General features: G+C 69.8%; 22 protein-coding genes. 14 read left to right on the plus strand and 8 right to left on the minus strand.

The annotated features are described in order from the left end of the window. Window positions 1–39 precede the first annotated feature (39 nt). Window positions 40–549, plus strand: a complete 510-nt coding sequence (locus VKV26_14610; GenBank protein ID HLZ71130.1) for a methylated-DNA--[protein]-cysteine S-methyltransferase — start codon at window positions 40–42, stop codon at window positions 547–549. 75 nt (window positions 550–624) lie between these two features. After that, the gene (locus VKV26_14615) at window positions 625–1098 is read left to right on the plus strand and encodes an Lrp/AsnC family transcriptional regulator (GenBank protein ID HLZ71131.1); all 474 of its coding nucleotides are present in this window, start codon (window positions 625–627) and stop codon (window positions 1096–1098) included. 15 nt (window positions 1099–1113) lie between these two features. On the opposite strand, the gene VKV26_14620 is transcribed toward VKV26_14615, so the two are convergent. Then, the gene (locus tag VKV26_14620; GenBank protein HLZ71132.1) at window positions 1114–2124 is read right to left on the minus strand and encodes an AIR synthase related protein; all 1011 of its coding nucleotides are present in this window, start codon (window positions 2122–2124) and stop codon (window positions 1114–1116) included. 107 nt (window positions 2125–2231) lie between these two features. On the opposite strand from VKV26_14620, the gene VKV26_14625 reads away from it, so the two are divergent. Continuing rightward, window positions 2232–2759, plus strand: coding sequence for a hypothetical protein (locus tag VKV26_14625; protein ID HLZ71133.1), 528 nt, complete (start codon window positions 2232–2234; stop codon window positions 2757–2759). 8 nt (window positions 2760–2767) lie between these two features. Here the strand turns inward: VKV26_14625 and nagA are convergent, their stop codons facing one another. The 4 genes from nagA to VKV26_14645 all read right to left on the minus strand — a co-directional run bounded on the left by nagA (window position 2768) and on the right by VKV26_14645 (window position 7215). Then, window positions 2768–3925 carry an N-acetylglucosamine-6-phosphate deacetylase gene (gene nagA, locus VKV26_14630; protein ID HLZ71134.1) on the minus strand — a complete coding sequence of 386 codons (1158 nt, stop codon included), beginning with the start codon at window positions 3923–3925 and terminating at the stop codon, window positions 2768–2770. Between the two features lie 39 nt (window positions 3926–3964). After that, window positions 3965–5305, minus strand: coding sequence for an FAD-binding oxidoreductase (locus tag VKV26_14635; GenBank protein ID HLZ71135.1), 1341 nt, complete (start codon window positions 5303–5305; stop codon window positions 3965–3967). 9 nt (window positions 5306–5314) lie between these two features. Further along, complete coding sequence (locus VKV26_14640) at window positions 5315–6760, minus strand: FAD-linked oxidase C-terminal domain-containing protein (GenBank protein HLZ71136.1); 1446 nt, start codon at window positions 6758–6760, stop codon at window positions 5315–5317. A 98-nt stretch (window positions 6761–6858) separates the two neighbouring features. Continuing rightward, window positions 6859–7215, minus strand: a complete 357-nt coding sequence (locus VKV26_14645) for a GNAT family N-acetyltransferase (GenBank protein HLZ71137.1) — start codon at window positions 7213–7215, stop codon at window positions 6859–6861. Between the two features lie 83 nt (window positions 7216–7298). Between VKV26_14645 and ilvA the strand changes: the two genes are divergently transcribed. The 3 genes from ilvA (at window position 7299) to VKV26_14660 (ending at window position 10759) form a co-directional block, all read left to right on the plus strand. After that, window positions 7299–8543, plus strand: a complete 1245-nt coding sequence (gene ilvA / locus VKV26_14650) for a threonine ammonia-lyase (protein ID HLZ71138.1) — start codon at window positions 7299–7301, stop codon at window positions 8541–8543. A 138-nt stretch (window positions 8544–8681) separates the two neighbouring features. Further along, window positions 8682–9488, plus strand: coding sequence for an enoyl-CoA hydratase-related protein (locus VKV26_14655; GenBank protein ID HLZ71139.1), 807 nt, complete (start codon window positions 8682–8684; stop codon window positions 9486–9488). Between the two features lie 89 nt (window positions 9489–9577). After that, window positions 9578–10759, plus strand: coding sequence for an acyl-CoA dehydrogenase family protein (locus VKV26_14660; protein HLZ71140.1), 1182 nt, complete (start codon window positions 9578–9580; stop codon window positions 10757–10759). Between the two features lie 51 nt (window positions 10760–10810). On the opposite strand, the gene VKV26_14665 is transcribed toward VKV26_14660, so the two are convergent. Continuing rightward, the gene (locus VKV26_14665) at window positions 10811–11524 is read right to left on the minus strand and encodes a TetR/AcrR family transcriptional regulator C-terminal domain-containing protein (protein ID HLZ71141.1); all 714 of its coding nucleotides are present in this window, start codon (window positions 11522–11524) and stop codon (window positions 10811–10813) included. Window positions 11525–11679: 155 nt separating this feature from the next. On the opposite strand from VKV26_14665, the gene VKV26_14670 reads away from it, so the two are divergent. The 3 genes from VKV26_14670 to VKV26_14680 are packed head-to-tail and all read left to right on the plus strand — an operon-like array spanning window position 11680 to window position 13631. Then, entirely contained in the window at window positions 11680–11874 is a 195-nt protein-coding gene (locus VKV26_14670; protein ID HLZ71142.1) for a hypothetical protein, read from the plus strand. 51 nt (window positions 11875–11925) lie between these two features. After that, window positions 11926–12855, plus strand: coding sequence for an ABC transporter ATP-binding protein (locus VKV26_14675; GenBank protein HLZ71143.1), 930 nt, complete (start codon window positions 11926–11928; stop codon window positions 12853–12855). After that, the gene (locus VKV26_14680) at window positions 12852–13631 is read left to right on the plus strand and encodes an ABC transporter permease (protein HLZ71144.1); all 780 of its coding nucleotides are present in this window, start codon (window positions 12852–12854) and stop codon (window positions 13629–13631) included. The genes VKV26_14675 and VKV26_14680 overlap by 4 nt, the downstream gene beginning before the upstream one ends. Before the next feature lie 6 nt (window positions 13632–13637). On the opposite strand, the gene cofC is transcribed toward VKV26_14680, so the two are convergent. Both cofC and cofD read right to left on the minus strand, forming a co-directional pair. After that, window positions 13638–14333 (minus strand): 2-phospho-L-lactate guanylyltransferase, encoded by a 696-nt coding sequence (gene cofC, locus VKV26_14685; protein ID HLZ71145.1) that lies wholly within the window; start codon window positions 14331–14333, stop codon window positions 13638–13640. Further along, entirely contained in the window at window positions 14333–15259 is a 927-nt protein-coding gene (gene cofD, locus VKV26_14690; GenBank protein HLZ71146.1) for a 2-phospho-L-lactate transferase, read from the minus strand. The genes cofC and cofD overlap by 1 nt, the downstream gene beginning before the upstream one ends. A gap of 227 nt (window positions 15260–15486) precedes the next feature. On the opposite strand from cofD, the gene VKV26_14695 reads away from it, so the two are divergent. The 5 genes from VKV26_14695 to pheS all read left to right on the plus strand — a co-directional run bounded on the left by VKV26_14695 (window position 15487) and on the right by pheS (window position 19407). Continuing rightward, complete coding sequence (locus VKV26_14695; GenBank protein ID HLZ71147.1) at window positions 15487–16254, plus strand: PHP-associated domain-containing protein; 768 nt, start codon at window positions 15487–15489, stop codon at window positions 16252–16254. A gap of 41 nt (window positions 16255–16295) precedes the next feature. Then, entirely contained in the window at window positions 16296–17081 is a 786-nt protein-coding gene (locus VKV26_14700) for an enoyl-CoA hydratase-related protein (protein ID HLZ71148.1), read from the plus strand. Between the two features lie 12 nt (window positions 17082–17093). Continuing rightward, entirely contained in the window at window positions 17094–17708 is a 615-nt protein-coding gene (locus tag VKV26_14705) for a flavin reductase family protein (protein HLZ71149.1), read from the plus strand. A gap of 64 nt (window positions 17709–17772) precedes the next feature. Next, entirely contained in the window at window positions 17773–18213 is a 441-nt protein-coding gene (locus VKV26_14710; protein HLZ71150.1) for a hypothetical protein, read from the plus strand. A 144-nt stretch (window positions 18214–18357) separates the two neighbouring features. Beyond that, window positions 18358–19407: a phenylalanine--tRNA ligase subunit alpha gene (pheS, locus tag VKV26_14715; protein ID HLZ71151.1), complete on the plus strand. Its 1050-nt coding sequence runs from the start codon at window positions 18358–18360 to the stop codon at window positions 19405–19407. The last annotated feature ends 18 nt before the right edge of the window (window positions 19408–19425 follow it).

Below are 19425 nucleotides of genomic sequence, written 5' to 3' on the forward strand. Positions count from 1 at the left end.
GGCGCCGCATACGTCGAGCCTCTGTGCGCGCCGGGCAGCGTGATCTACGTCTCGCGCACCGAGACGCCGTTCGGCCTCCTCTACCTCGCCTCCACGGACCGTCGCCTGATCGCCAGCGCCGGCCCCGACTGGGCCCGCACCTCGGCGCTTGCCTGGGGCGCGCTGCACTGGCCCGCCCAGGCGCTTGAGCCGGCCGGCGCGCTGCATCGACCCTTCCACAGGCAGGTCGCGGCCTACTTCCTCGGCAGGCTGCGCCGCTTCGAGCTCGAGCTGGCGCTCGACGGCGACACGCTGGTCGCCCGCGGCTGGCGCGCCGCGCTGGAGATTCCCTTCGCCTGCACGCTCACCTACGGCGAGCTGGCGCTTGATGCCGGCGCGCCGGGCGCCGCGCGGGCGATGGGCCGCTCAATGTCGCTCTGTCCGCTGCCGCTGTTTGTACCCTGCCACCGCGTGGTCGGCGCGGGCGGCAAGCCGTGCGGCAACCGCGAATCCTGGCAAAAGCGCGAGTCCCTGCTCGCCTTTGAGCGTGGCTGTAGCGCAGCTACCTGATCATGATTCCGCGTTATGCCATACTGTCCGATGCGGATTCGGGCGCACACATCGGCGGTGGGGTGGCAAAGCGGCATGGAACGAACGATCGACGAGCTGGACGAGCGCATCATCGAGGAGCTCCGCCATGACGGACGGCGCAGCCACGCCGAGCTCGCGCGCCGTCTCGGCGTCGCCGAGAGCACCGTGCGCAACCGCGTCTCCCGCCTGCTCAGCGACGGCTACATGCAGGTCGTGGCGCTCACCAACCTCGGCAGCCTCGGCTACAACGTCGAGGTGCTGATCAACGTCGAAGTGCAGGCCGGCGCCTTGACGCAGGTCGCCGAGGCGCTGGCGCAGATGGAGGAAGTGCGCTACGTGGGCCTCACCACCGGCACCTTCGACATGATGATCGGCGCCTCGTTCCACAACACCGACGAGCTGTTCGCCTTCATCTCCGAGAAGCTGAACAAGACGCCCGGCATCTGGCGCACACAGACCTCGCACGTGCTCAAGGTTTGGAAACGCAACTTCGACTGGTCCGTGCTCAGCCCCGGCCCGACGGCGTAGCCGGGTCCGCGGGGCTCAGCGCGGCTGCGCCTCGAACCAGCGCGCGATTTCGTCGCGATCGAAGGCCGGCAGCGATTGTGCGTCGCGCTCTGTCAGCGCAAGCAGCGGACCCGGCGGCGTGAACCCGCCGGCTTTCGCGGCGCTGATCCCATCGTGCCGCAACTGCCGCAGCGCGTCCCCCACGTCTTCCGCCGCCACCGCGGCCAGCAGGCAGCCGGACGACAGCAGGCCGAACGGATCGAGGCCGAGCGCCGCGCACAGGGTCCGCGTGATCGGCAAGAGCGGAACCTCACCCAGCCACACGCGTACGCCCAGATGCGAGGCTTCGGCCAGCTCGCGGATCGCCGTGGCGATGCCGCCTTCGGTCGCGTCGTGCAGCGCGTGCGGCCGGCAAGCGCTGCGCAGGCTGCGCGAAGCGGCGAGGACGCTGATGCCCGGATCATCGATCAGCGCAGCCGCTTCGGCGATCTGCTCCGCTGTCAGTCCCGCTGCAGAGAGCGCCGCCCCAGCCTCAGCCGCGAGCGCCGCGGTGCCCTCGACCGCGGCCGCACCGGCGACGATCAGCACGTCGCCCACCTTCGCCCCGCCGCTGCCGATCGCTCCCTCCGGCGGCGCCAGGCCGAGCATCGTACCGACCAGCACCGGCCGCACCACCGCATCGGTAACCTCGGTGTGACCGGTGACAATCTCTATGCCCAGCTCGAGGCAAGCCGTGCGAAGCTGCGAAAAGAGCGCATCGAGCTGCCGCTCGTTGGTTTCGGGTGGGAACAGCGCCGTCAGCGCCAGCCAGGAGGGCTCCGTGCCCATCGCCGCGATGTCGTTGGCGTTCACCTGCAGCGCGTACCAGGCGGAGCGCGCGGAAACGAAGGTGATCGGATCGGTGGTCACCACCAGCCGCGCATCGCCGATCGCGATCACCGCTGCATCTTCGCCCGGTCGCGGCCCCACGGCCACGCGCGCATCGACGTGCGGCAGCTGCGCGAGCAGCCGTTCGAGCACGTCCGGAGGCAACTTCCCGAGGCGCATCGCCGGCCGAACCTCGACATCGGGGCCGCGCGCTTGCCGGGGGGCGTGCACTGGCCCATGATCGTGGGCAACGCTATGCCCCGCCGGGCCGCGGGTCAAGGATGCGCATGTCAGTGCCGCTCCGCGTGCCGCTTGGTGCCGTGCTCGCCCTCGTCGGCGCGGCGGCGGCGATGGCCGGCACCTTCCTGCCTTGGGCACACATCACCGTGCTGCGCAACGCCCTCGTCGGCAGCTCGTTCACGCTCGATCCGACCGGCTGGAAGGGCGACGGCAACGCCGTCTTCATTCTGGGCATCCTCGCCGTCATCGTCGGCGGCCTGCTGCTCTGGCGCGACCGCGGGCGAACCGGCACGATCCTGCGCACGGCCCTCCTGCTCGGCGGCCTGGCCATCGTCGCCATCACCTTCTGGGACACGACCCACGTGGCCGACCGCTTCAGCTACGTCGGCCGCCGTTTGCAGGAGGAGCGCCGGCTCAACCGCGCGCCGCGGCTGCGCACCCGCATCTCGCCCGGCATCGTGATCTCGGCGGGAGGCGGCGTCTTGCTCGTCTTCGCCGCGGTCATCGATCGCTTCCTCGCGGAAGAAGAGATCGTCGTCGAGGAGGACGGTTCCGCATCCAAAAACGATACGTAGCACCCCAATCAGTGACCGTCGTAGACCAACGTCCCGCCGATCCATGTCCGTGCGACGCGCAGCTCCGGCGTCAGCGCCACCAGGTCCGCGCGGTACCCGGGCGCCACCCGTCCGCGGTCGTCGGCAACGCCGATCGCCTGCGCGGGGTTGAGCGAGGCCATCGCCGCTGCTTCGCGCAGATCGGCGCCGCCCAGCCGCACCGCGTTGCGCAGACAGACGTCCATGGTGGCGATACTGCCCGCCAGCGTGCCGTCCGCTGCCAGCGCTCGCCCGTCACGCACGGCCAGAGGCTGCCCGGCCAGCTCGAACTGCCCCGAAGCCGCACCGGCCGCCTCGATCCCGTCGGTCACGAGCACGATATTGGCTGCGCCACGCGCGGCGAGCAGCAGGCGCATGGCGCCGGCCGCGACGTGCACGCCGTCGGCGATCAGCTCGCAGCGCACGCCCGGTGCGGTAAGTGCAGCCGCTACCGGCCCCGGATTACGATGCATGAAGGGCCGCATGGCGTTGAAGCAGTGCGTGACATGGCGGGCGCCTAACTCGAAGCCGCGCAGCATCTCCTCGTAGGAGGCGTCCGTGTGGCCGAGGCTTGGCCGCACGTCGCTGCGGACAGCCTCCTCGATCACCTCCCTCGCCCCCGGCAGCTCCGGCGCGATCGTCAGCAAGCTCAGGTGTCCATCCGCGGCCTGAGCAAAGCGCGAAATCTGGCGCACGTCCGGCGGCAGCAGCCAGGAAGAAGCGAAGGCGCCGCGCCTGCGCGGGCTGAGATACGGCCCTTCGAGGTGAAAGCCCAGCAGTTGGGCGCCGGCGCCGATCTGGCCGGCCAGGTCGGCGCCCCGCCGCAGTGACCCCTCGATCGCCTCGGCCGTTGCGCCGATCGTGCCGGCGAGAAAGGCGGTTACTCCATGCCGCGGCGCCCAGCGTGCGTAGCCCAGAACCCGCTCCGGATGCGAGCCAATAAGGGAATGGCCGCCGCCGCCGTGCACGTGCACGTCAACAAAGCCGGGGACGAGCGTCAGACCGTGCAAATCGACCGGTTCGGCGGCCGGCGCCTCCACGTCTGCTCCAACGGCGACGATGCGGCCGCCGTCGATCAGTACCGCCGCGCGCGTCAGCCGGCGCTCGGGCGTCAGCACCTCGGCATTGCGCAGCAGCCGTGCCGTCATCGCGCCTCTATCGTGGCGATCTCCTGGCGCGGCAGAGGCCTACAGCCCGCCGACGAAGCGCCCTGGACTGAGCACCGCGTCCGGGTCATATGCCTGCTTCAGCCGGCGCATCAACGCAAGGTCCGGCGCAGCGAAGCCCCAGGCGTCGATCGTCCGCGCCAGCGCCGCCGGGGCGCGCTCGACGACCAGGTGCCCGCCGATCGCCGCCAACTCCGCCCGGGCAGCGGCGATCGCAGCGTGCGCCCCGGCCGCGGGCGCCTCGCGCCAGAATCCCCGCGCCGTGCCGCGCCCCGGCCTCGCCAGGATCGCCGGCATGTCCGCCTCGGGAAGTGTCAACGCTTCGAGGACGGCTACGGCGTGTGCGGTTTGCGCCGGTAGAACCGAAGCGCGCAGGATCACCGCCGCTGCCTGATCAGCGCTGCGCCCGTAGTCGCGGATGCCGTCGAACAGCCGGGCACGTTGCTCCGGCTCCAGCGCTGTGACCACGGGAGCGCCGGCCTGCGTGCAGAGCGTCATCGTGTCGCGCGTCTGCCGCTGCACCGCGTCAAAGGCCCCGAGAAAGAGGGCCGCCAGGAGCCACTGTCCGTGCTCCGGCTCGGCGCGCGACCCCGTGGCCAGGGCGGCGCCCGCCCGCGGCCCCAGCAGCTCCAGCGCCGCGGGAAAGAGCTGGCTCGCCAGTAGCTGCTGCGCCGCCGTGTGCGCCGCCGCCAGTGAATCGAACGTTGCCACCAGCGACCCCTGGCCGGCAAGACTGGGCCAGAGCTTGAACGTCACCTCGGTGATGATCCCCAGCGTGCCCAGCCCGCCGATGTGCAGCTTGGCAAGATCGTAGCCGGCGACGTTCTTCACGACTTTGCCGCCGGAGCGCGCCAGCCCCTGCCTCGGCAATGCCGTCTGCATGCCGATCACCAGGTCGCGGCCGGTGCCGTAGCGCAGCGCCCGCGGCCCGGCAGCGTCACACGCCAGGGCGCCGCCGATCGTGGCCCGCCGCGGCAGGGGAACATCCAACGGCAGCATCTGCCCGCGCTCGGCCAGCAGCGTCGCCACCGTATCCAGGGTGACTCCCGCCTGCACGGTCAGCGTCAAGTCGTCCGGCTGGTAGTCGACCACGGCGTTCAGCGCCGAAAGATCGACGAGCGCGTCCAGCCGCACTGGCGGGTTGCCCAGGTCGAGCATGGTGCCGCCGCCCAGAGCCGCCAGCGCCCAGCCGCGCTCGCCGGCGAGGCGCAGTACGTCTGCCACCTCCGCGGCGCTCGTGGGGCGTACGGAGATAGTCGGGCGCACGCCCGCCAGTTCGTAGCCGTCGAGCGCGCCGCCATCCAGCACCCGCGCTCCGGGAAGCGTCTCGCGCAGCGTCGCGGCGATCGCCGTGGCAGTCATGCTCGGCAGCTACACATAGTAGTCGGCGGCCAGCAGCTGCGCCCCGTGGCTGCCCAGGCCGACCTCGCCGCAGCCGGCGTGTGCTGGAAACGCCTTACAGGGGTTCAGCAGCGGCTCCGAACGAAAGGCCGACTTCAGCGTCTTCATCGCCGCCAGGTCGGCCGCGGAGAACGTAAGCGGCATGTACTCGCGCTTCTCCAGGCCGATGCCGTGCTCGCCGGAAAGCGAGCCGCCGGCGGATGCGCAGAGGCGCAGGATCTCGCCGCCCGCTTCCAGCACCTTTTCCGTGGCGCCGGGCACGCGCTCGTCGAAGAGGATGTTGGGGTGCAGGTTGCCGTCGCCCGCATGGAAGACGTTGGCGACGGTGAAGCCGTAGCGTTCGCCGATCGCATAGACCTCGTCCACGACGCGCATCAACTGCGTGCGCGGCACCACGCCGTCGAGAATGTAGTAGTTGGGGAAGAGCGAACCGAAGGCGCCGAAGGCGCCCTTGCGCCCCGCCCAGAGCTTCTCACGCTCGGCTTTCGTCGCGGCCTGGCGCACCTCGCGTGCGCCGAACTCGACGCACAGGTTCTCGATCTCGGCCGCCGCCGTGTCGACGAACTCGTTCAAGCCGTCCACTTCGATCAGGAGCACCGCCTCCGCGTCGAGCGGAAAGCCGCAGTGCAGCACCGGCTCGACCGCCTTGATGCAGACGCGGTCGATCATCTCCAGCGCCGCGGGCACGTAGCCGCGGCGGATCACCGCCGAAACCGTGCTGCTCGCCGCATTGACCGAATCGAAGATCGCCAGCAGCGTGCGCACCGACTCCTGTTCGCGCAGCAGCCGTACGCAGATCTTGGTCGCGATCGCCAGCGTGCCCTCTGAGCCGACGACGATGCCGGTGAGGTCATAGCCGGGCCGCTCGCGCCCCCAGCCGCCGACGCGCACGATCTCGCCGTCGGCCAGCACGAGCTCGAGGCCGAGCACGTGGTTCGTGGTCACGCCGTAGAGCAGGCAGTGCGGGCCGCCGGAGTTTTCGGCGACGTTGCCGCCGATCGTGCAGGCCTTCTGGCTGGACGGATCGGGCGCGTAGTAGAGCCCGTGCCTGGCGACCGCTTTGGACAACTCGAGGTTGACCAGCCCCGGCTCGACCACGGCGATGCGGTTTTCCAGGTCAAGCTCGAGGACGCGCTTCATGCGCGTCATGACGAGCACGATGCCGCCTTCGGTCGCCAGGGCGCCGCCGGAGAGGCCGGTGCCGGCGCCGCGCGGCACGATCGGCAGGCCGTCGCGCGCCGCGATCTTGACCACCTCCGAGACCTGCTCAGCCGAAGTGGGGAAGACCACGGCCGAGGGCCAGCCGCGGTCGATCGTGCCATCGTACTCGAAGGCGATCAGGTCGTCCGGCTCGGTGATCACGTTCGCCTTGCCAAGCATCTTCTGCAGGTCGTGGACGGTGCGACGGTCGATCACGCGAACGCTCCTCCCGGCGCCGGCGCGTGCTCCGGCCGGAACATCAGTGTATCGCGGTGTCGGCAGGGCGTCATCGCGGCCCGGGCAATGCTCACGGCCTATCGCTCCAGCCTTCGTCGGTACGCGGGTTCCACGATGTGCAGAAACTCGCGGTGCCGGCGGATGTATGCGCTGACGAAGGGGCAGAGCGGGATGACGGTGAGGCCTTGCGAGCGGGCATCCTCCAGCGCGGCTGCTGCGAGCAGGCTGGCGAGCCCGTGCCCTTCGAGCGGCGGCGGCACCTCGGTGTGGGTAAAGATGATCCGCTCGCCCTCGCGCCGGTACTCGACGAAGGCGGTCAAGCCGTCGCGCTGCACCTCGTAGCGCTTTTCTGTCGGGTTGTCGTGTACCGACGGCTTCTCGCCCGGCATCCTCGACCCCGCCCTGTCGTTCGTGAGCGCCGCGGCGACGTTCACCCGTACGCCGAGCGTACGCCATTCGACTCAGGATGGCACCATCGGCGGCGTATCATTCAAGCCGCGGGTAGTGGATGGAGCGGATGGCGCTTACGGTCGGCGAGATCCAGGCGGCTCAGCTGCGGCTGACCGGCGTGGTGCGCACCACGCCGCTGCTGGAGTCGCGCTGGTGGAGCGCGGTGGCGGGGGCGCCGATCTGGCTGAAGGCCGAGAACCTGCAACGCACGGGCTCGTTCAAGATCCGCGGCGCCTCCAACATGATTGGCCAGCTCTCGCCGGAGCAGCGGGCGCGCGGGGTGATCGCGGCGAGCGCGGGCAATCATGCCCAGGGTGTCGCCGTCGCGGCGCAGGCGGCGGGCATTCCAGCGCTGGTCGTGATGCCGGAGACGGCGCCGTTCGCGAAGGTCGAGGCGACCCGCGGCTACGGCGCCGAGATCGTTCAAGCCGGCGCGAGCTATCAGGAAGCCGCGGCGGCGATGGAGTTGATCGCCGCGGAGCGCGGCCTGACGGTGGTGCCCGCCTTCGACGACGAGCGCATCATCGCCGGGCAGGGGACGCTGGGGCTGGAGGTGGTCGAGCAGCTCCCCGATCTGGATCTCGTGATCGTGCCCGTGGGCGGGGGTGGGCTGGCCAGCGGCGTCGCCATCGCCGTGAAGAGCCTGCGGCCGCGGGCGCGCGTGATCGGCGTGCAGGCAGCAGCGGCCCCCGCGGCGGCGCGCTCGCTGCGCCGCGGCGCGGTCGAGTCGGTGAGTGCCACACTCACCGTCGCCGACGGCATTGCGGTGGCCCGCCCGGGTGCGATCACTTTCCCCCTGCTGCAACGGTACCTGGATGAGATCGTGGTGGTCGGCGAGGAGGCGATCTCCGAGGCGATTGTCGGGCTGATGGAGTACTCCAAGCTCGTCGTCGAGGGCGCCGGCGCGGTGGGCATCGCCGCTCTGCTGCGCGGCAAGATTCGCTGCGCCGGGCAAACGACGGTGGTTGTGCTCAGCGGGGGTAACCTCGACTTCAACCTGCTGGCACGGATAATCGAGCACGGCCTCGGCCAGTCGGGCCGCTACCTCAATCTGCGCGTGGCCATGGACGACCGGCCCGGTCGTCTGGCAAATGCTCTGGCGGTCCTGGCCGGGGCCGGCGCCAACGTGCTCGATGTGCAGCACCGCCGCACCGGCTCCGAGCTGACTTTCGGCCAGGTCGAAGTCGAGCTCCTGCTGGAAACGCGCAACCCTGCCCACGCCGAGGCCGTCTGCGCCGCGCTGCGCGACGCCGGCTACCGCGAAGACCCCGGTGAGCCGCGCCGCGGCCGCCGCTTCGTAATCTCCGCATGATCCGCACGAGGCGCTGAGCGCCGCGTCGCTTCGCCGGAATTGCCTCATTCGCCGATCCGCCGAACTCGACTGCTTCCCTACCGCCTTGCGTTGTGCCCGCGTAGAATGCTGCCAAACGGCAGAAGGGCGGTAGCAGCAGTGGCCTACACCGAGATCCTCTACGACACGGCCGAGGGCGTGGCGACGATCACGCTGAACAAGCCCGAAAAAATGAACGCGTTCAGCTCGAAGATGATCGAAGAGTGGACGGACGCGATCGACCGTTCGCGCCTCGACGACAGCGTGCGTGCCGTGATCGTCACCGGCGCCGGCCGCGGCTTCTGCTCCGGCATGGACGTGGCGGCCGAAGCCGGCGGTCGTGGCGTGCTGCGCACGGAGACCGGCCCGGCCGCCGCGCGCAACAGCCTGCGCTTCAACGTGCACCGCGTGGCGCGGGCGCTGCAGATCCTCGACAAGCCCTATATCGCCGCGGTGAATGGCCCGGCCGCCGGCGCGGGGATGGATATGGCCTCTATGGCTGATCTGCGCTTCTGCTCCGACACGGCGCGCTTCACCATGGCCTACGTGAAGATGGGCCTTATCCCCGGCGACGGCGGCGCTTACTTCCTGCCGCGCATCGTCGGACTGAGTAAGGCGCTCGAGCTGATCTGGACGGGCGACCTGTTCGGCGCCGAGGAGGCGCTGCGCATCGGCTACGTGAGCAAGGTCTTCCCCGCCGAGTCGTTGATGGAGGAGACACGCGCCTTTGCGCAGCGGCTCGCCGAGGGCCCGGCCGTCGCCATCCAGCTTGCCAAGCGGCTGGCCTACCGCAGCGCCGACGCCACGCTCGAGCAGGCGCTTGACCTGGCGCAGTCCGCGATGGTGATCACGCAGTCCACCGATGACGCCAAGGAAGGCCCGCGCGCCTTCATGGAGAAACGCAAGCCGAACTTCCAGGGACGCTAGGTTACAGGTTACCGGTGACGGGTGACAGGAGGGTTCATCGGCGGTCCCCACTGTGACCTCTTACCCGTCGCCTGAAGAGGCGCTCAGCGATGGATTTCTCCTTCTCGCCCGCGCAGAACCGCTTCCGGCAGGAGGTCCGCGACTTCCTGCGCGAGCATCTGCCGGCCGGCTTCAACGTGCGCAACGACCGCGAGGCGCTCTCGAACGAGGAGTTCGCCTTCAGCCAGCGGTTCGCGCAGAAGCTGGCGGCGAAGGGCTGGCTGACGATGTCCTGGCCGCAGGCCTACGGCGGCCGCGCTGCCGACCCGATGGACCAGCTGGTCTACAACGAGGAGATGGGCTACTCCGGCGCACCGCTGGGGTTCGGCTTCGGCACCAACCTCGTCGGCCCCACGCTGATGGTGCACGGCACGGAGGAGCAGCGGCGCGCCCACCTGCCGCCGATCGCCCGCGCCGAGGTCTTCTGGTGCCAGGGCTTCTCCGAGCCGGGCGCCGGCTCCGACCTGGCCGGCCTGCAGACGCGCGCCGTGCGCGACGGCGACGAGTACGTGGTCAACGGCCAGAAGATCTGGACCAGCGAAGGCCACCAGGCCGACTGGATGATCTTGCTCGCCCGCACCGATGTCGAGGCGCCGAAGCACAAGGGGATCTCCTATTTCCTGGTGGACATGAAGACGCCGGGCATCCAGGTGCGGCCGCTGGTCAACCTGATGAACAGCCACGCCTTCAACGAGGTGTTCTTCGACAACGTGCGGGTGCCGCGCCAGAACCTGGTGGGCGAGGAGAACCGCGGCTGGTACGTCGCCACCACGACGCTCGACTTCGAGCGCTCCGGCATCACGCGCGTGATGCTCTCGCTGCGCATCTTCGAGGACGTGGTGGCCTTCGTGCGCGAGGCGGCGAGCCGCGGCGAGGCATGGGCGCAGGCGCCAGGCGTGAAGCACCGGCTCGCCGACCTGCGCGTTGCGTTTGAGATCGCCCGCATGCTGGCGCGCCGCGTGGCCTGGCAGCAGTCGAAAGGAATCATCCCGAACTACGAGTCGTCGATGGCGAAGCTGTTCAGCTCGGAGCTGAACCAGCGCTTCTGTGAGGCGGCGATCAACCTGCTCGGCCCCGGCGGCCAGCTCGAGCCGGCCTCGAAGTGGGCGCCGCTGCAGGGGCGCATCGAGCGCGCCTACGAAGCCGCCCTCTCCTACAAGATCGCCGGCGGCACCAGCGAGATCCAGCGCAACGTGATCGCCACGCGGGGGCTCGGCCTGCCGCGGGGCTGAGCCGCCCAGCTCTTGCAGGCGTGCTCAGTGGTGGGCGGGCCTGGTTTTCGCCTACGACGGCGGCTCACCGGCCGGACCCACGGACTCGCGAAGGCCCCGAACCAGGGCCCGCAGGCCGAACTCGAACTGTGTCTCGGATGCGAGCGTACCGAGTTCGCTGAGCACGGCCTCGACGTGCGGGAACTGCCCGGGCTCCAGCCGGGCGAAGCCCTCGCGCCACTGCGCCGCGTAGACGACCGCAGGCTGGGCGTGAACACGCGCCACTTCCCAGATCGTGAAGCCCAATGTGTAAATCAGCACCGTATATACGGCTCGCAGCGCCGGCTCACCCTCAAAACCATCCGGCTGCAGCCGAGCGAGCAGCGCCTCGACGCCGCGGAAGATGCCCGGACCCACCACGGCGCGGCGTGCCATGACCTCCGCGACGCCGGGATGCGCAAGTAAGACGCGGCGCATGCCGCGTCCCCAGCCCGCCAGCGTGCCGAGCGCGTCGCGCGATTCCGCTGCTTCGATCCGTACGTCGGCGATGGCGCGCATCGCCACGGCGTCCAGCAGCTCCTGCTTGCTCTGCACGTAGCGGTAGAGCGTCATCACGCCGGCATCGAGCTGGCGCGCCAGCCGCGGCATCGAAAGCGCCGCCACGCCTTCGGCATCGACCACGGCAAGCGCCGCCTCGACGACCGCCTCGCGCGTGAGCGAGCCGCGCGGCCGCCGAACCCGCGCCTGCCGAGCGAACTTCAGGCCGGACGTGGAATTTTTCGACATTCTCCGCAAACCCCCTTGACGAACCTCGATCCCAGGTTTAGCGTAATCATTACGGTATGCCGTATGCAAGGTAAGCGCCGCGAGGTGTGAAGGCGAGCAGAGGCGAGGAGCGCCGGCACGCTGCCCGCCGACTCCGCCAGAAGGGAGGGAAAAGCATGACCGCTCGAGCCGACGCCAACCACCAAACGTTGGCCCAACCCGGACATTGCCGCGCGCACGGCGTGGTGCAGGCCACGAAGCAGGTGCCAAAAATCCGCTTCCCCTTCATTGTGTACGGCGCCCTGCGCCTGTGGGCGAGCCGGCGCCCCTTCACCTGTCCCGTCTGCGGAGAGACGGTCGGACGCGCCTAACGGGTGGGGGAATCCCGTCCGTCGGCGTGCTCCCTGAGCGGAGAGACGGCGATGTGCCAGACGGCTTCCGACGTGGTGATCAGTGTGCGCGGGCTGCGCATGACGTACGGGGACTTTGAGGCGGTGAGGGGAATCGACCTGGACGTTTGCCGCGGCGAGGTGTTCGCGGCGCTGGGGCCGAACGGCGCCGGCAAGACCACCACGATCGAGATTCTGGAAGGCTTCCGCCAGCGCACCGGCGGCACGGTGTCGGTCCTCGGGGCAGATCCGGCCACGGCGGACGGGGCATGGCGGGCGCGCATCGGCGTCGTCCTCCAGGAATCGCAGCCCGAACCCGAGCTCAGCGTGCGCGAATGTCTGGCACTCTACGCCGGCTACTATCCCCGGCCGCGCCCGATCGACGAGACGCTCGAGCTGGTCGGGCTGGCGGAGAAGCGCGGCGCCTTGTGCGGCCGCCTCTCCGGCGGCCAGCGCCGGCGGCTGGATGTGGCGCTCGCGCTGATCGGCGATCCCGAGCTGATCTTCCTGGACGAGCCCACCACCGGCTTCGACCCGGCCGCCCGCCGCGCCGCCTGGGAGGTGATCGATGGGCTGCGTCAACTCGGCAAGACGATCATCCTCACCACGCACTACATGGACGAGGCGCAGGCGCTCGCCGACCGCATCACCGTGATCGCCGCCGGCCGCGTGGTAGCCGAAGGCACGCCCGAGACCCTGGGCGGGCGCGATGCCGCCGCCTCGATCATCGCCTTCACCCTACCCGCGGGTGTGGCCGTAAGCGATCTGCCCGCGGCGCTCACCTCCGGGGCCAAGGCGATCTCCGCGGAGCGGGTGGAGCTGTGCACGCCCCGTCCCTTGCCACAGCTCGGCCTGCTCGCGGCCTGGGCTGCCGAGCGCCGGCTTGATCTTCCCGACCTCACCGTCAGCCGCCCCACCCTGGAGGACATCTATCTGCAGCTCACCGCAGGAGGTGCAGCGTGAAGCGGTCGTTCGCCGGGCTGATCGCGCACGAGACGCGCTACGACGGGCTGGTCTTCCTGCGCAACCGCCAGAGCCAGTTCTTCACGCTGGCGCTGCCCGTGCTCTTTCTCGTCATCCTCGGCTCGGTGTTCAGCGGCGGCAGCGTTGACGTTGGCGGAGCACGGCTCAAGACCTCGGTCTACTACGTGCCCGGCATCATGACGCTCGGCATCATCGCCGCCTCGTTCATCAACCTGGTGATCTCGGTGACCGCCGCGCGCGAGAGCGGCATCTACAAGCGGCGTCGAGCCACGCCCGTCCCGGCAAGCGTGATCATCACGGGGCGTGCCCTGATTGCCGTGCTCGCGGCGCTGGCGATAGCGGCCGTGTTGCTGGCGATCGGCTGGCCCGCCTACGGCGCCAGCCTTCCCGGCCGGACCGCGCCGGCGTTCATCCTCGCCATCATCGTCGGGGCGTTGGCGTTCTGCTGTCTCGGCTACGCTCTGGCGAGCCTGATCGAGAATGCGGACGCGGCTCAGCCGCTGACACAGGCGATCGTGCTGCCGCTCTACTTCATCTCCGGCGTGTTCGTGCCGCTGTCGCAAATCCCCGCCTGGTTGCGAAACGTTGCCGCCGTGTTCCCGGTCCGGCACCTTGCCCGGGCGCTGCTCACGGCCTACAACCCGCACACCGGCGGGGCGGGCTTCGCCTGGCGAGACCTCGGCGTTGTGGCCCTCTGGGGCGCCGTCGGCCTTGCCGTCGCGCTGCGGCGTTTCAACTGGCTGCCGCGCGGCTGAGCGCCGTCAACCGCCGCCGGATCTACCTCCGCGGGACAAGCGCTCGCCATGGCCAAACGAAAGCAACAACTCGCGTACTGCGCCGCCGCGACCCGATGCCAGCAGCCGCTCGATGTCCGCCGGCGTGTCCAGGTCGTCCTGCAAAAAGGACACCACACGCCGCTCACCGGGAACTCCGGCCTCGCGGGCCGCGGCTTCGTGCGCGGTGGCGCTGTTTCGCCCGTAATGAAACGGGATGGCAGCCGGCGGCAATAACAGGAGCGCATTGGTGCCGTCGTCGCGCGCGGGACAGAGCCGCACGAGTGGCCCGTCGCCCGCGCCCGCGCTGAAGGCGTCGATCGCGCGCGCGTCGATGCCGGCGATGTCCGCGTGCAGCACCAGCAGTCCGGCCGGCGGCTCGGGTCGCGCCAGCAGCTCACGCCGCGCCGCTTCCAGGGCATCGTTGAGCCCGCGCGTGCCGGATGGCTCCGCGAGGCTGCGGGCGCCCAGAGAGCCTGCGAGGCCGGCTGCGTCCGCGTCCGAGCTGATCAGATAGACATAGCGCACCGCGGTCGCCGTGGTCAGTGCCTTCAGCGCATCGGTCAGCAGCAGGCGGGCCAACGCCTCGCGCTCCGGCGGCGTGAGCAGCTCCGAGAGCCGGCCCTTGGCCTGGTCGAAGCGCTTAAACGGCAGCAACGCGTCGATTACCGGCGAGCCGTCCATTAGCGCGTCACGGCGTCCAGCGCTGTTAGCGCCAGGGCGGCCTTCTCGTAGCTGCCGCGCATGATCGTATCCGTCACGATCGGCCGCAGGCCCAGGGCCGCTACCCGAGGTGTGAGCGCCGCATCGGCGTTGTCCAGCACGAATGCGCCGGCAACGTCTCGATAGATCTCCGCCACCTGCGCGGCACTGTTCTCGTAGCCGAGCGATTGCAGCATCTTCGCCGCCGGACCTTTGATCGTCTCGCCCGCCACGATCGGGCTGACGGCCACGCACTGCTCACGCCGTGCCCGCAATGCATCGCGCACGCCCGGCAGGGCCAGGATTGGGCCGATGCTGACGAAGGGATTGCTTGGCGCCAGCAGGATCACGGCTGCCGTGCGCAGCGCCTCCAGCACACCGGGCGCGGGCTGCGCCACCTCGATGCCGGCGAACTCGATCTTCAATACCTCGTCTTCGGTGCGCCGGCGCACGAAGTAGTCCTGGAAGGCCAACCGGCCCGCCGGCGTCAGCACCTCCGTGCGCACGCGCTGGTCCGACATCGGCAGCAGGCGCAGTTCAAGGCCGTAAGCTGCGGCAATCTCGGCAGTGACCTCGCTGAGTGTGGCGCCCTGCGCCAGCCGCGTGCTGCGGTGCAGCGCCGTGGCCAGGTCGCGGTCGCCGAGATTGAACCATGGCTCGTGGCCGAAGCGCGCGAGGCCGGCGACGACGTTGGCGCTGTCGTGGAGCAAACCGAAGCCGCGCGCCGGATCGATCTCGCCGGCGAGCGTATAGATCACGATGTCCACATCCGGCGAGACGTGCAGGCCGAAGAACTCCAGGTCGTCGCCGGTGTTCGAGATCACGGTGATCTCGCGCTGCGGCACGTGGCAGAGCACGCCCTGCAAGAACCGCGCGGCCCCAACACCGCCTGCCAGTACCGCAATCACCCGCGGCGCTCCGTGCGCCCGCCGCCTCCAAATCGCCTCGGCCGGGACGCGAGACGAGCATAGGTGCAGGGCGGAAAACAGGTCAAACAGCACCGCGGCACGACGAGCCGTAAACCCTTCGGTCGTTTGACCCTCCGCTTGCGGCTTCCGTATGCTGAACCCGGCTAAGGCGACGATTGCGCGCCGCATCCGCGTCCGCGATCGGAATGCGGCCAGAGAGCGGAGTTGTGGCTGCGAATCCCATGCCGGCGCCCCCCGGTTTCATGAAGCTCGATCTGCATATCCACACCCCCTTCTCCGCCTGCTACATCGACCACATGAAGCCGGAAGCGCAGCGGAGCACGCGGCCCGAGGAGATCGTGCAGGCCGCGATCGCTGCCGGCCTCGACGGCATCGCCGTCGTCGATCACAACGGCGTGGAGATGGTGCAGGCGATCCGCGAGGCCGCGTGCGGCAGCGCGCTGACGGTCCTGCCCGGGACAGAGCTCTCCACCCGCGGCGGCCACCTGCTCGCGATTTTCGAGGAGGACTGCAACCTCGACCGCATCCGCGAGCTGCTGCTGGCGGTCAACTTCCCGCCTGAGATCTGGGGCGACGGCTTCACACGCTCGGATGTCTGGATGGACAAGGCGATCGAAGAGGTGGTCGTGCGCGGCGGCCTCGCCATTCCCGCGCACGTCGATCGCGAGCCGCGCGGCTTCCTTGCCTCCGACGAGCTGCCCTCGGACAAGCTGCGCATCTACAACCATCCCGGCCTCGCCGCGCTGGAGATCACGGACCCCACGCGCAAGGAGCGTTGGACTAACGGCAAAGACCTGCGCTATACGCTGCCGCGCGCCTGCATCCAGAGCTCGGATGCCCACGCGCCCGAGGAGGTCGGGCGCCGGCCAACCTTCATGCAGATGGAGACGGTCACGCTGGACGGCATTCGCGCGGCGATCGCCGACTACCACACAGCCATCGTCTTTCCGCCCGCGGTCAGCGCGGCGGCCTGAGAGCGGCGCCCACCGCTGAGTTACAGGAGGGGGTAACCGTCATGGCCGTGCTCTATGAGCGACAGGAGAATATCGCCCTCATCACCCTGGACCGGCCTGGCAGCCTCAACGCGATCAACCCCGATCTGACGCGCGAGCTCGGCGAAGCCTGGCAGCGCTTCGAGCAGGAAGAGGACGCCCACGTCGCCATCCTCACCGGCGCGGGCCGCGCCTTCTGCGCCGGGCTGGACATGAAGGAGGCGGCAGAACGCCTGCGTCGCGGCGAGGCCAGCACACCGCCCGGCGCCTCGATGCGCATGCCAAACCCGCGCACGATCCTGAAGCCCACGATCGCCGCCGTGAACGGCGCGGCCGCGGGCGGCGGCGTCTCCTTCGCGCTGAGCTGCGACCTTGTGCTGGCGAGCGAGTCGGCGCAGTTCGTGCTGCCCTTCGCCGCCCGAGGCCGCGGCGGCGCGCCGGTGGCGCTCGACCTGGCGCGCAAGACCAGCATCAATGCCGCCCTCTACGCCGCGCTCACCGCCGGACGCATCGACGCGCCGACGGCGCTGCGCCTCGGCATCTGCCACGAAGTGCTGCCGCACGACGATCTGCTGCCGCGGGCGCTGGAGCTAGCCGAGAAGATCGCCGGCTTCTCGCTGGTCTCGCTCAAGAGCATCAAGAGTGCGCTCTACAGGGCGCTGGACGTCGGCTTCGCGCAGGCGATGCGCGAGGCCTCCGGCGACTGGGACAGCGCCGTGCGCGACTCGAAGGACATGCGCGAGGGCACAATCGCCTTCGACGAGAAGCGCCGGCCGCAGTACGAGTCCGCGACCGGCCCGGCAAGTTGAACGGTCGTTGCCGTGACGCCGCCGACACCGCCCTACCAGCCGCTGCTCAGCCAGCTCTGGACGCCGATCGTGGCGATCACGTCGTCGTGCCAGGGGCAGGACGGCGCCCAGATCGCCGTCTCCGCGCACGGCGCCTCGATCGTGCCCGACCGCCCGCGTATGCTCGTGCAACTCTACAAGCGCAACCTCACGCACGACCTGGTGCGCGACTCCGGCGTCTTCGCGCTGCACCTGCTGTCGCGGGGCCAGGAAGAGCTGGTCCACCGGCTCGGCTTCTCCTCCGGCCGACGCGATGCACACAAGCTCGACGGGCTGGTGAGCCGGCGCGGCGTGACCGGCAGTCCGCTGCTCGACGGCGCGCTTGGTTATGTCGAGTGCCGCGTGATCAATGCGATGGACGGCGGCGATATGACCTGCTTCCTCGGCGATGTCGTGGCCGGCGAGCTTACGGCTGACGGCGCCGAGATCCCCGCGCGCGTGCTCTGGTGGTATGCGCTGCGACGCGAAATGCCCGAGACCTGGCAGCGCGAGTGGGACACGAAGATGGAGGCCGAGCTCGCCTTCAGCGCGCCGATCTTCGACGCGATCGCTCGATCGCCGTGGCGCCCACCGCGGCGTTCGACCTGATGCTTCGCATATGCTATTATATGTGTGCAGGATTGTAGGCTAGTTCGAAAGCGAGACCCAGGCCGTGGTTCAGGACAAGACTTTTCGCAGAACGAATCAGCGCTGGCGCGCGCCGGAGTTCGACCGATTGCTGCGCGCCGTGCGTCTTGAAGACGTGACCCCTCCGGCAGAGCGCTTCGCCGGCATCGCGCTCACGCTCGAGCGCAGCCGGCACAGTGTGCGGACGATGTGGTTGGAGCTGCGCGACGCGGGGCTGCGCGGCAAGGCCGCTGGGTCGCCGGCGGTCGCCGCGTACGTGCGCCGGCGTTTCCCCGCCGTCGCGCTGCCCGAGACCGAGTCGCTCGATGCGGCGATCGCCGCGTACCGAGAGGCGCGACGCCAGGCCGACGCGCTGCTGGAACGCGTCTTCGCGCTCGCCGGAAGGGACGCCGAGGCGCTGGCGGCGCTGCGCCAGGCATTGCAAGGCTCCGCTGCCGCGCCGCCGGAGATACGGCCGGCGGCGTAGGCCGGATGCATGGCCGGCCCGATTGTGCCGTTGGGCATTCGATTCATACAATGCATCCAGAACAGTGAACGACACGGACAGATGGCCGGGGCGATCGCTCCGGCCGTTCGCAATCCGCGCAGCGTCACTCCGCGGGAGCGGGCGATGGTGATCGAGCAAGGTGGTATCGCCGCCGTCGTGGCGGAGGCGCGGGAAAAGCTCGCGGCCTGCCGCGACGAGCCGGAGCTTGAGCGCTGGCACACCGAGTTTCTCGGCCGCAAGGCGGGCAAGCTCAACGCGCTGACGCGCTCCGTCGGCACGCTTCCGCCCGATCAGCGCCGTGCGGCGGGGATCGCCGCAAACGCGGCGAACCGCGAGCTGGAGCAGGCGTATGAAGCCCGCGCCGAGAACTTCCGCCGCGCCCGCCTCGAAACATCGATCGCCGAGGGCAAGCTCGACGTGACGTTGCCGGGACGCCGGCCGCAGATCGGCCGGCTGCATCCCGTGACGCAGACGCTGCGCGACCTGCTCGCCGCCCTCACCGACCTGGGCTTCCAGGTTGCCGAGGGGCCGGAAATCGAGACGGATTACTACAACTTTGAGATGCTGCGCATTCCGCAGGACCACCCGGCGCGCGACATGTGGGACACGCTGTGGCTCGACCCGCTGACCGAAGGCCGCCGGCCGTTGCTGCTGCGCACCCACACCTCGCCCAACCAGATCCGCGTGATGGAGCAGCGCCAGCCGCCGATCCGCATCGCCGTGCCGGGCAAGTGCTATCGCTTTGAAGCGGTAGACGCGAGCCACGAGTGGCAGCTCACCCAGATCGAAGGGTTGGCCGTGGACGAGGGCATCACGCTGGCCGATCTGAAGGGCACGCTGGGCGAGCTGGCGCGGCGCATGTTCGGCTCCGAGCGCCAGGTCATGCTGCGCCACGCCTACTTCCCCTTCGTCGAGCCGGGGGTGGAGATGGCCGTCGATTGCTTCGTCTGCGGCGGCACGGGCTGCGGCCTCTGCAAGGGCACCGGCTGGATCGAGATCCTGGGCGCGGGCATGGTGCACCCTGAGGTCTTGTCAGGTGTCGGCTACGACCCGGTGCGCTACACCGGCTTCGCGTGGGGGCTCGGTGTCGAGCGCGTGGCCATGCTGCGGTACGGCATCGACGACATCCGCCACTTCTACGGCAACGATCTGCGCTTTCTGGAGCAGTTTTAGATCGCAGCCAACCGCATC

The organism is Dehalococcoidia bacterium (assembly GCA_035310145.1).
Classification (GTDB): domain Bacteria; phylum Chloroflexota; class Dehalococcoidia; order CAUJGQ01; family CAUJGQ01; genus CALFMN01.

Excerpts from the sequence above, each read along its gene's own strand:
- VKV26_14615 (HLZ71131.1), top strand. The coding sequence starts at position 625 with ATGGAACGAACGATCGACGAGCTGGACGAGCGCATCATCGAGGAGCTC.
- VKV26_14620 (HLZ71132.1), bottom strand. The coding sequence starts at position 2,124 with ATGCGCCTCGGGAAGTTGCCTCCGGACGTGCTCGAACGGCTGCTCGCG.
- VKV26_14625 (HLZ71133.1), top strand. The coding sequence starts at position 2,232 with ATGTCAGTGCCGCTCCGCGTGCCGCTTGGTGCCGTGCTCGCCCTCGTC.
- nagA (HLZ71134.1), bottom strand. The coding sequence starts at position 3,925 with ATGACGGCACGGCTGCTGCGCAATGCCGAGGTGCTGACGCCCGAGCGC.
- VKV26_14635 (HLZ71135.1), bottom strand. The coding sequence starts at position 5,305 with ATGACTGCCACGGCGATCGCCGCGACGCTGCGCGAGACGCTTCCCGGA.
- ilvA (HLZ71138.1), top strand. The coding sequence starts at position 7,299 with ATGGCGCTTACGGTCGGCGAGATCCAGGCGGCTCAGCTGCGGCTGACC.
- VKV26_14660 (HLZ71140.1), top strand. The coding sequence starts at position 9,578 with ATGGATTTCTCCTTCTCGCCCGCGCAGAACCGCTTCCGGCAGGAGGTC.
- VKV26_14665 (HLZ71141.1), bottom strand. The coding sequence starts at position 11,524 with ATGTCGAAAAATTCCACGTCCGGCCTGAAGTTCGCTCGGCAGGCGCGG.
- VKV26_14670 (HLZ71142.1), top strand. The coding sequence starts at position 11,680 with ATGACCGCTCGAGCCGACGCCAACCACCAAACGTTGGCCCAACCCGGA.
- VKV26_14675 (HLZ71143.1), top strand. The coding sequence starts at position 11,926 with ATGTGCCAGACGGCTTCCGACGTGGTGATCAGTGTGCGCGGGCTGCGC.
- cofC (HLZ71145.1), bottom strand. The coding sequence starts at position 14,333 with ATGGACGGCTCGCCGGTAATCGACGCGTTGCTGCCGTTTAAGCGCTTC.
- VKV26_14700 (HLZ71148.1), top strand. The coding sequence starts at position 16,296 with ATGGCCGTGCTCTATGAGCGACAGGAGAATATCGCCCTCATCACCCTG.
- pheS (HLZ71151.1), top strand. The coding sequence starts at position 18,358 with ATGGTGATCGAGCAAGGTGGTATCGCCGCCGTCGTGGCGGAGGCGCGG.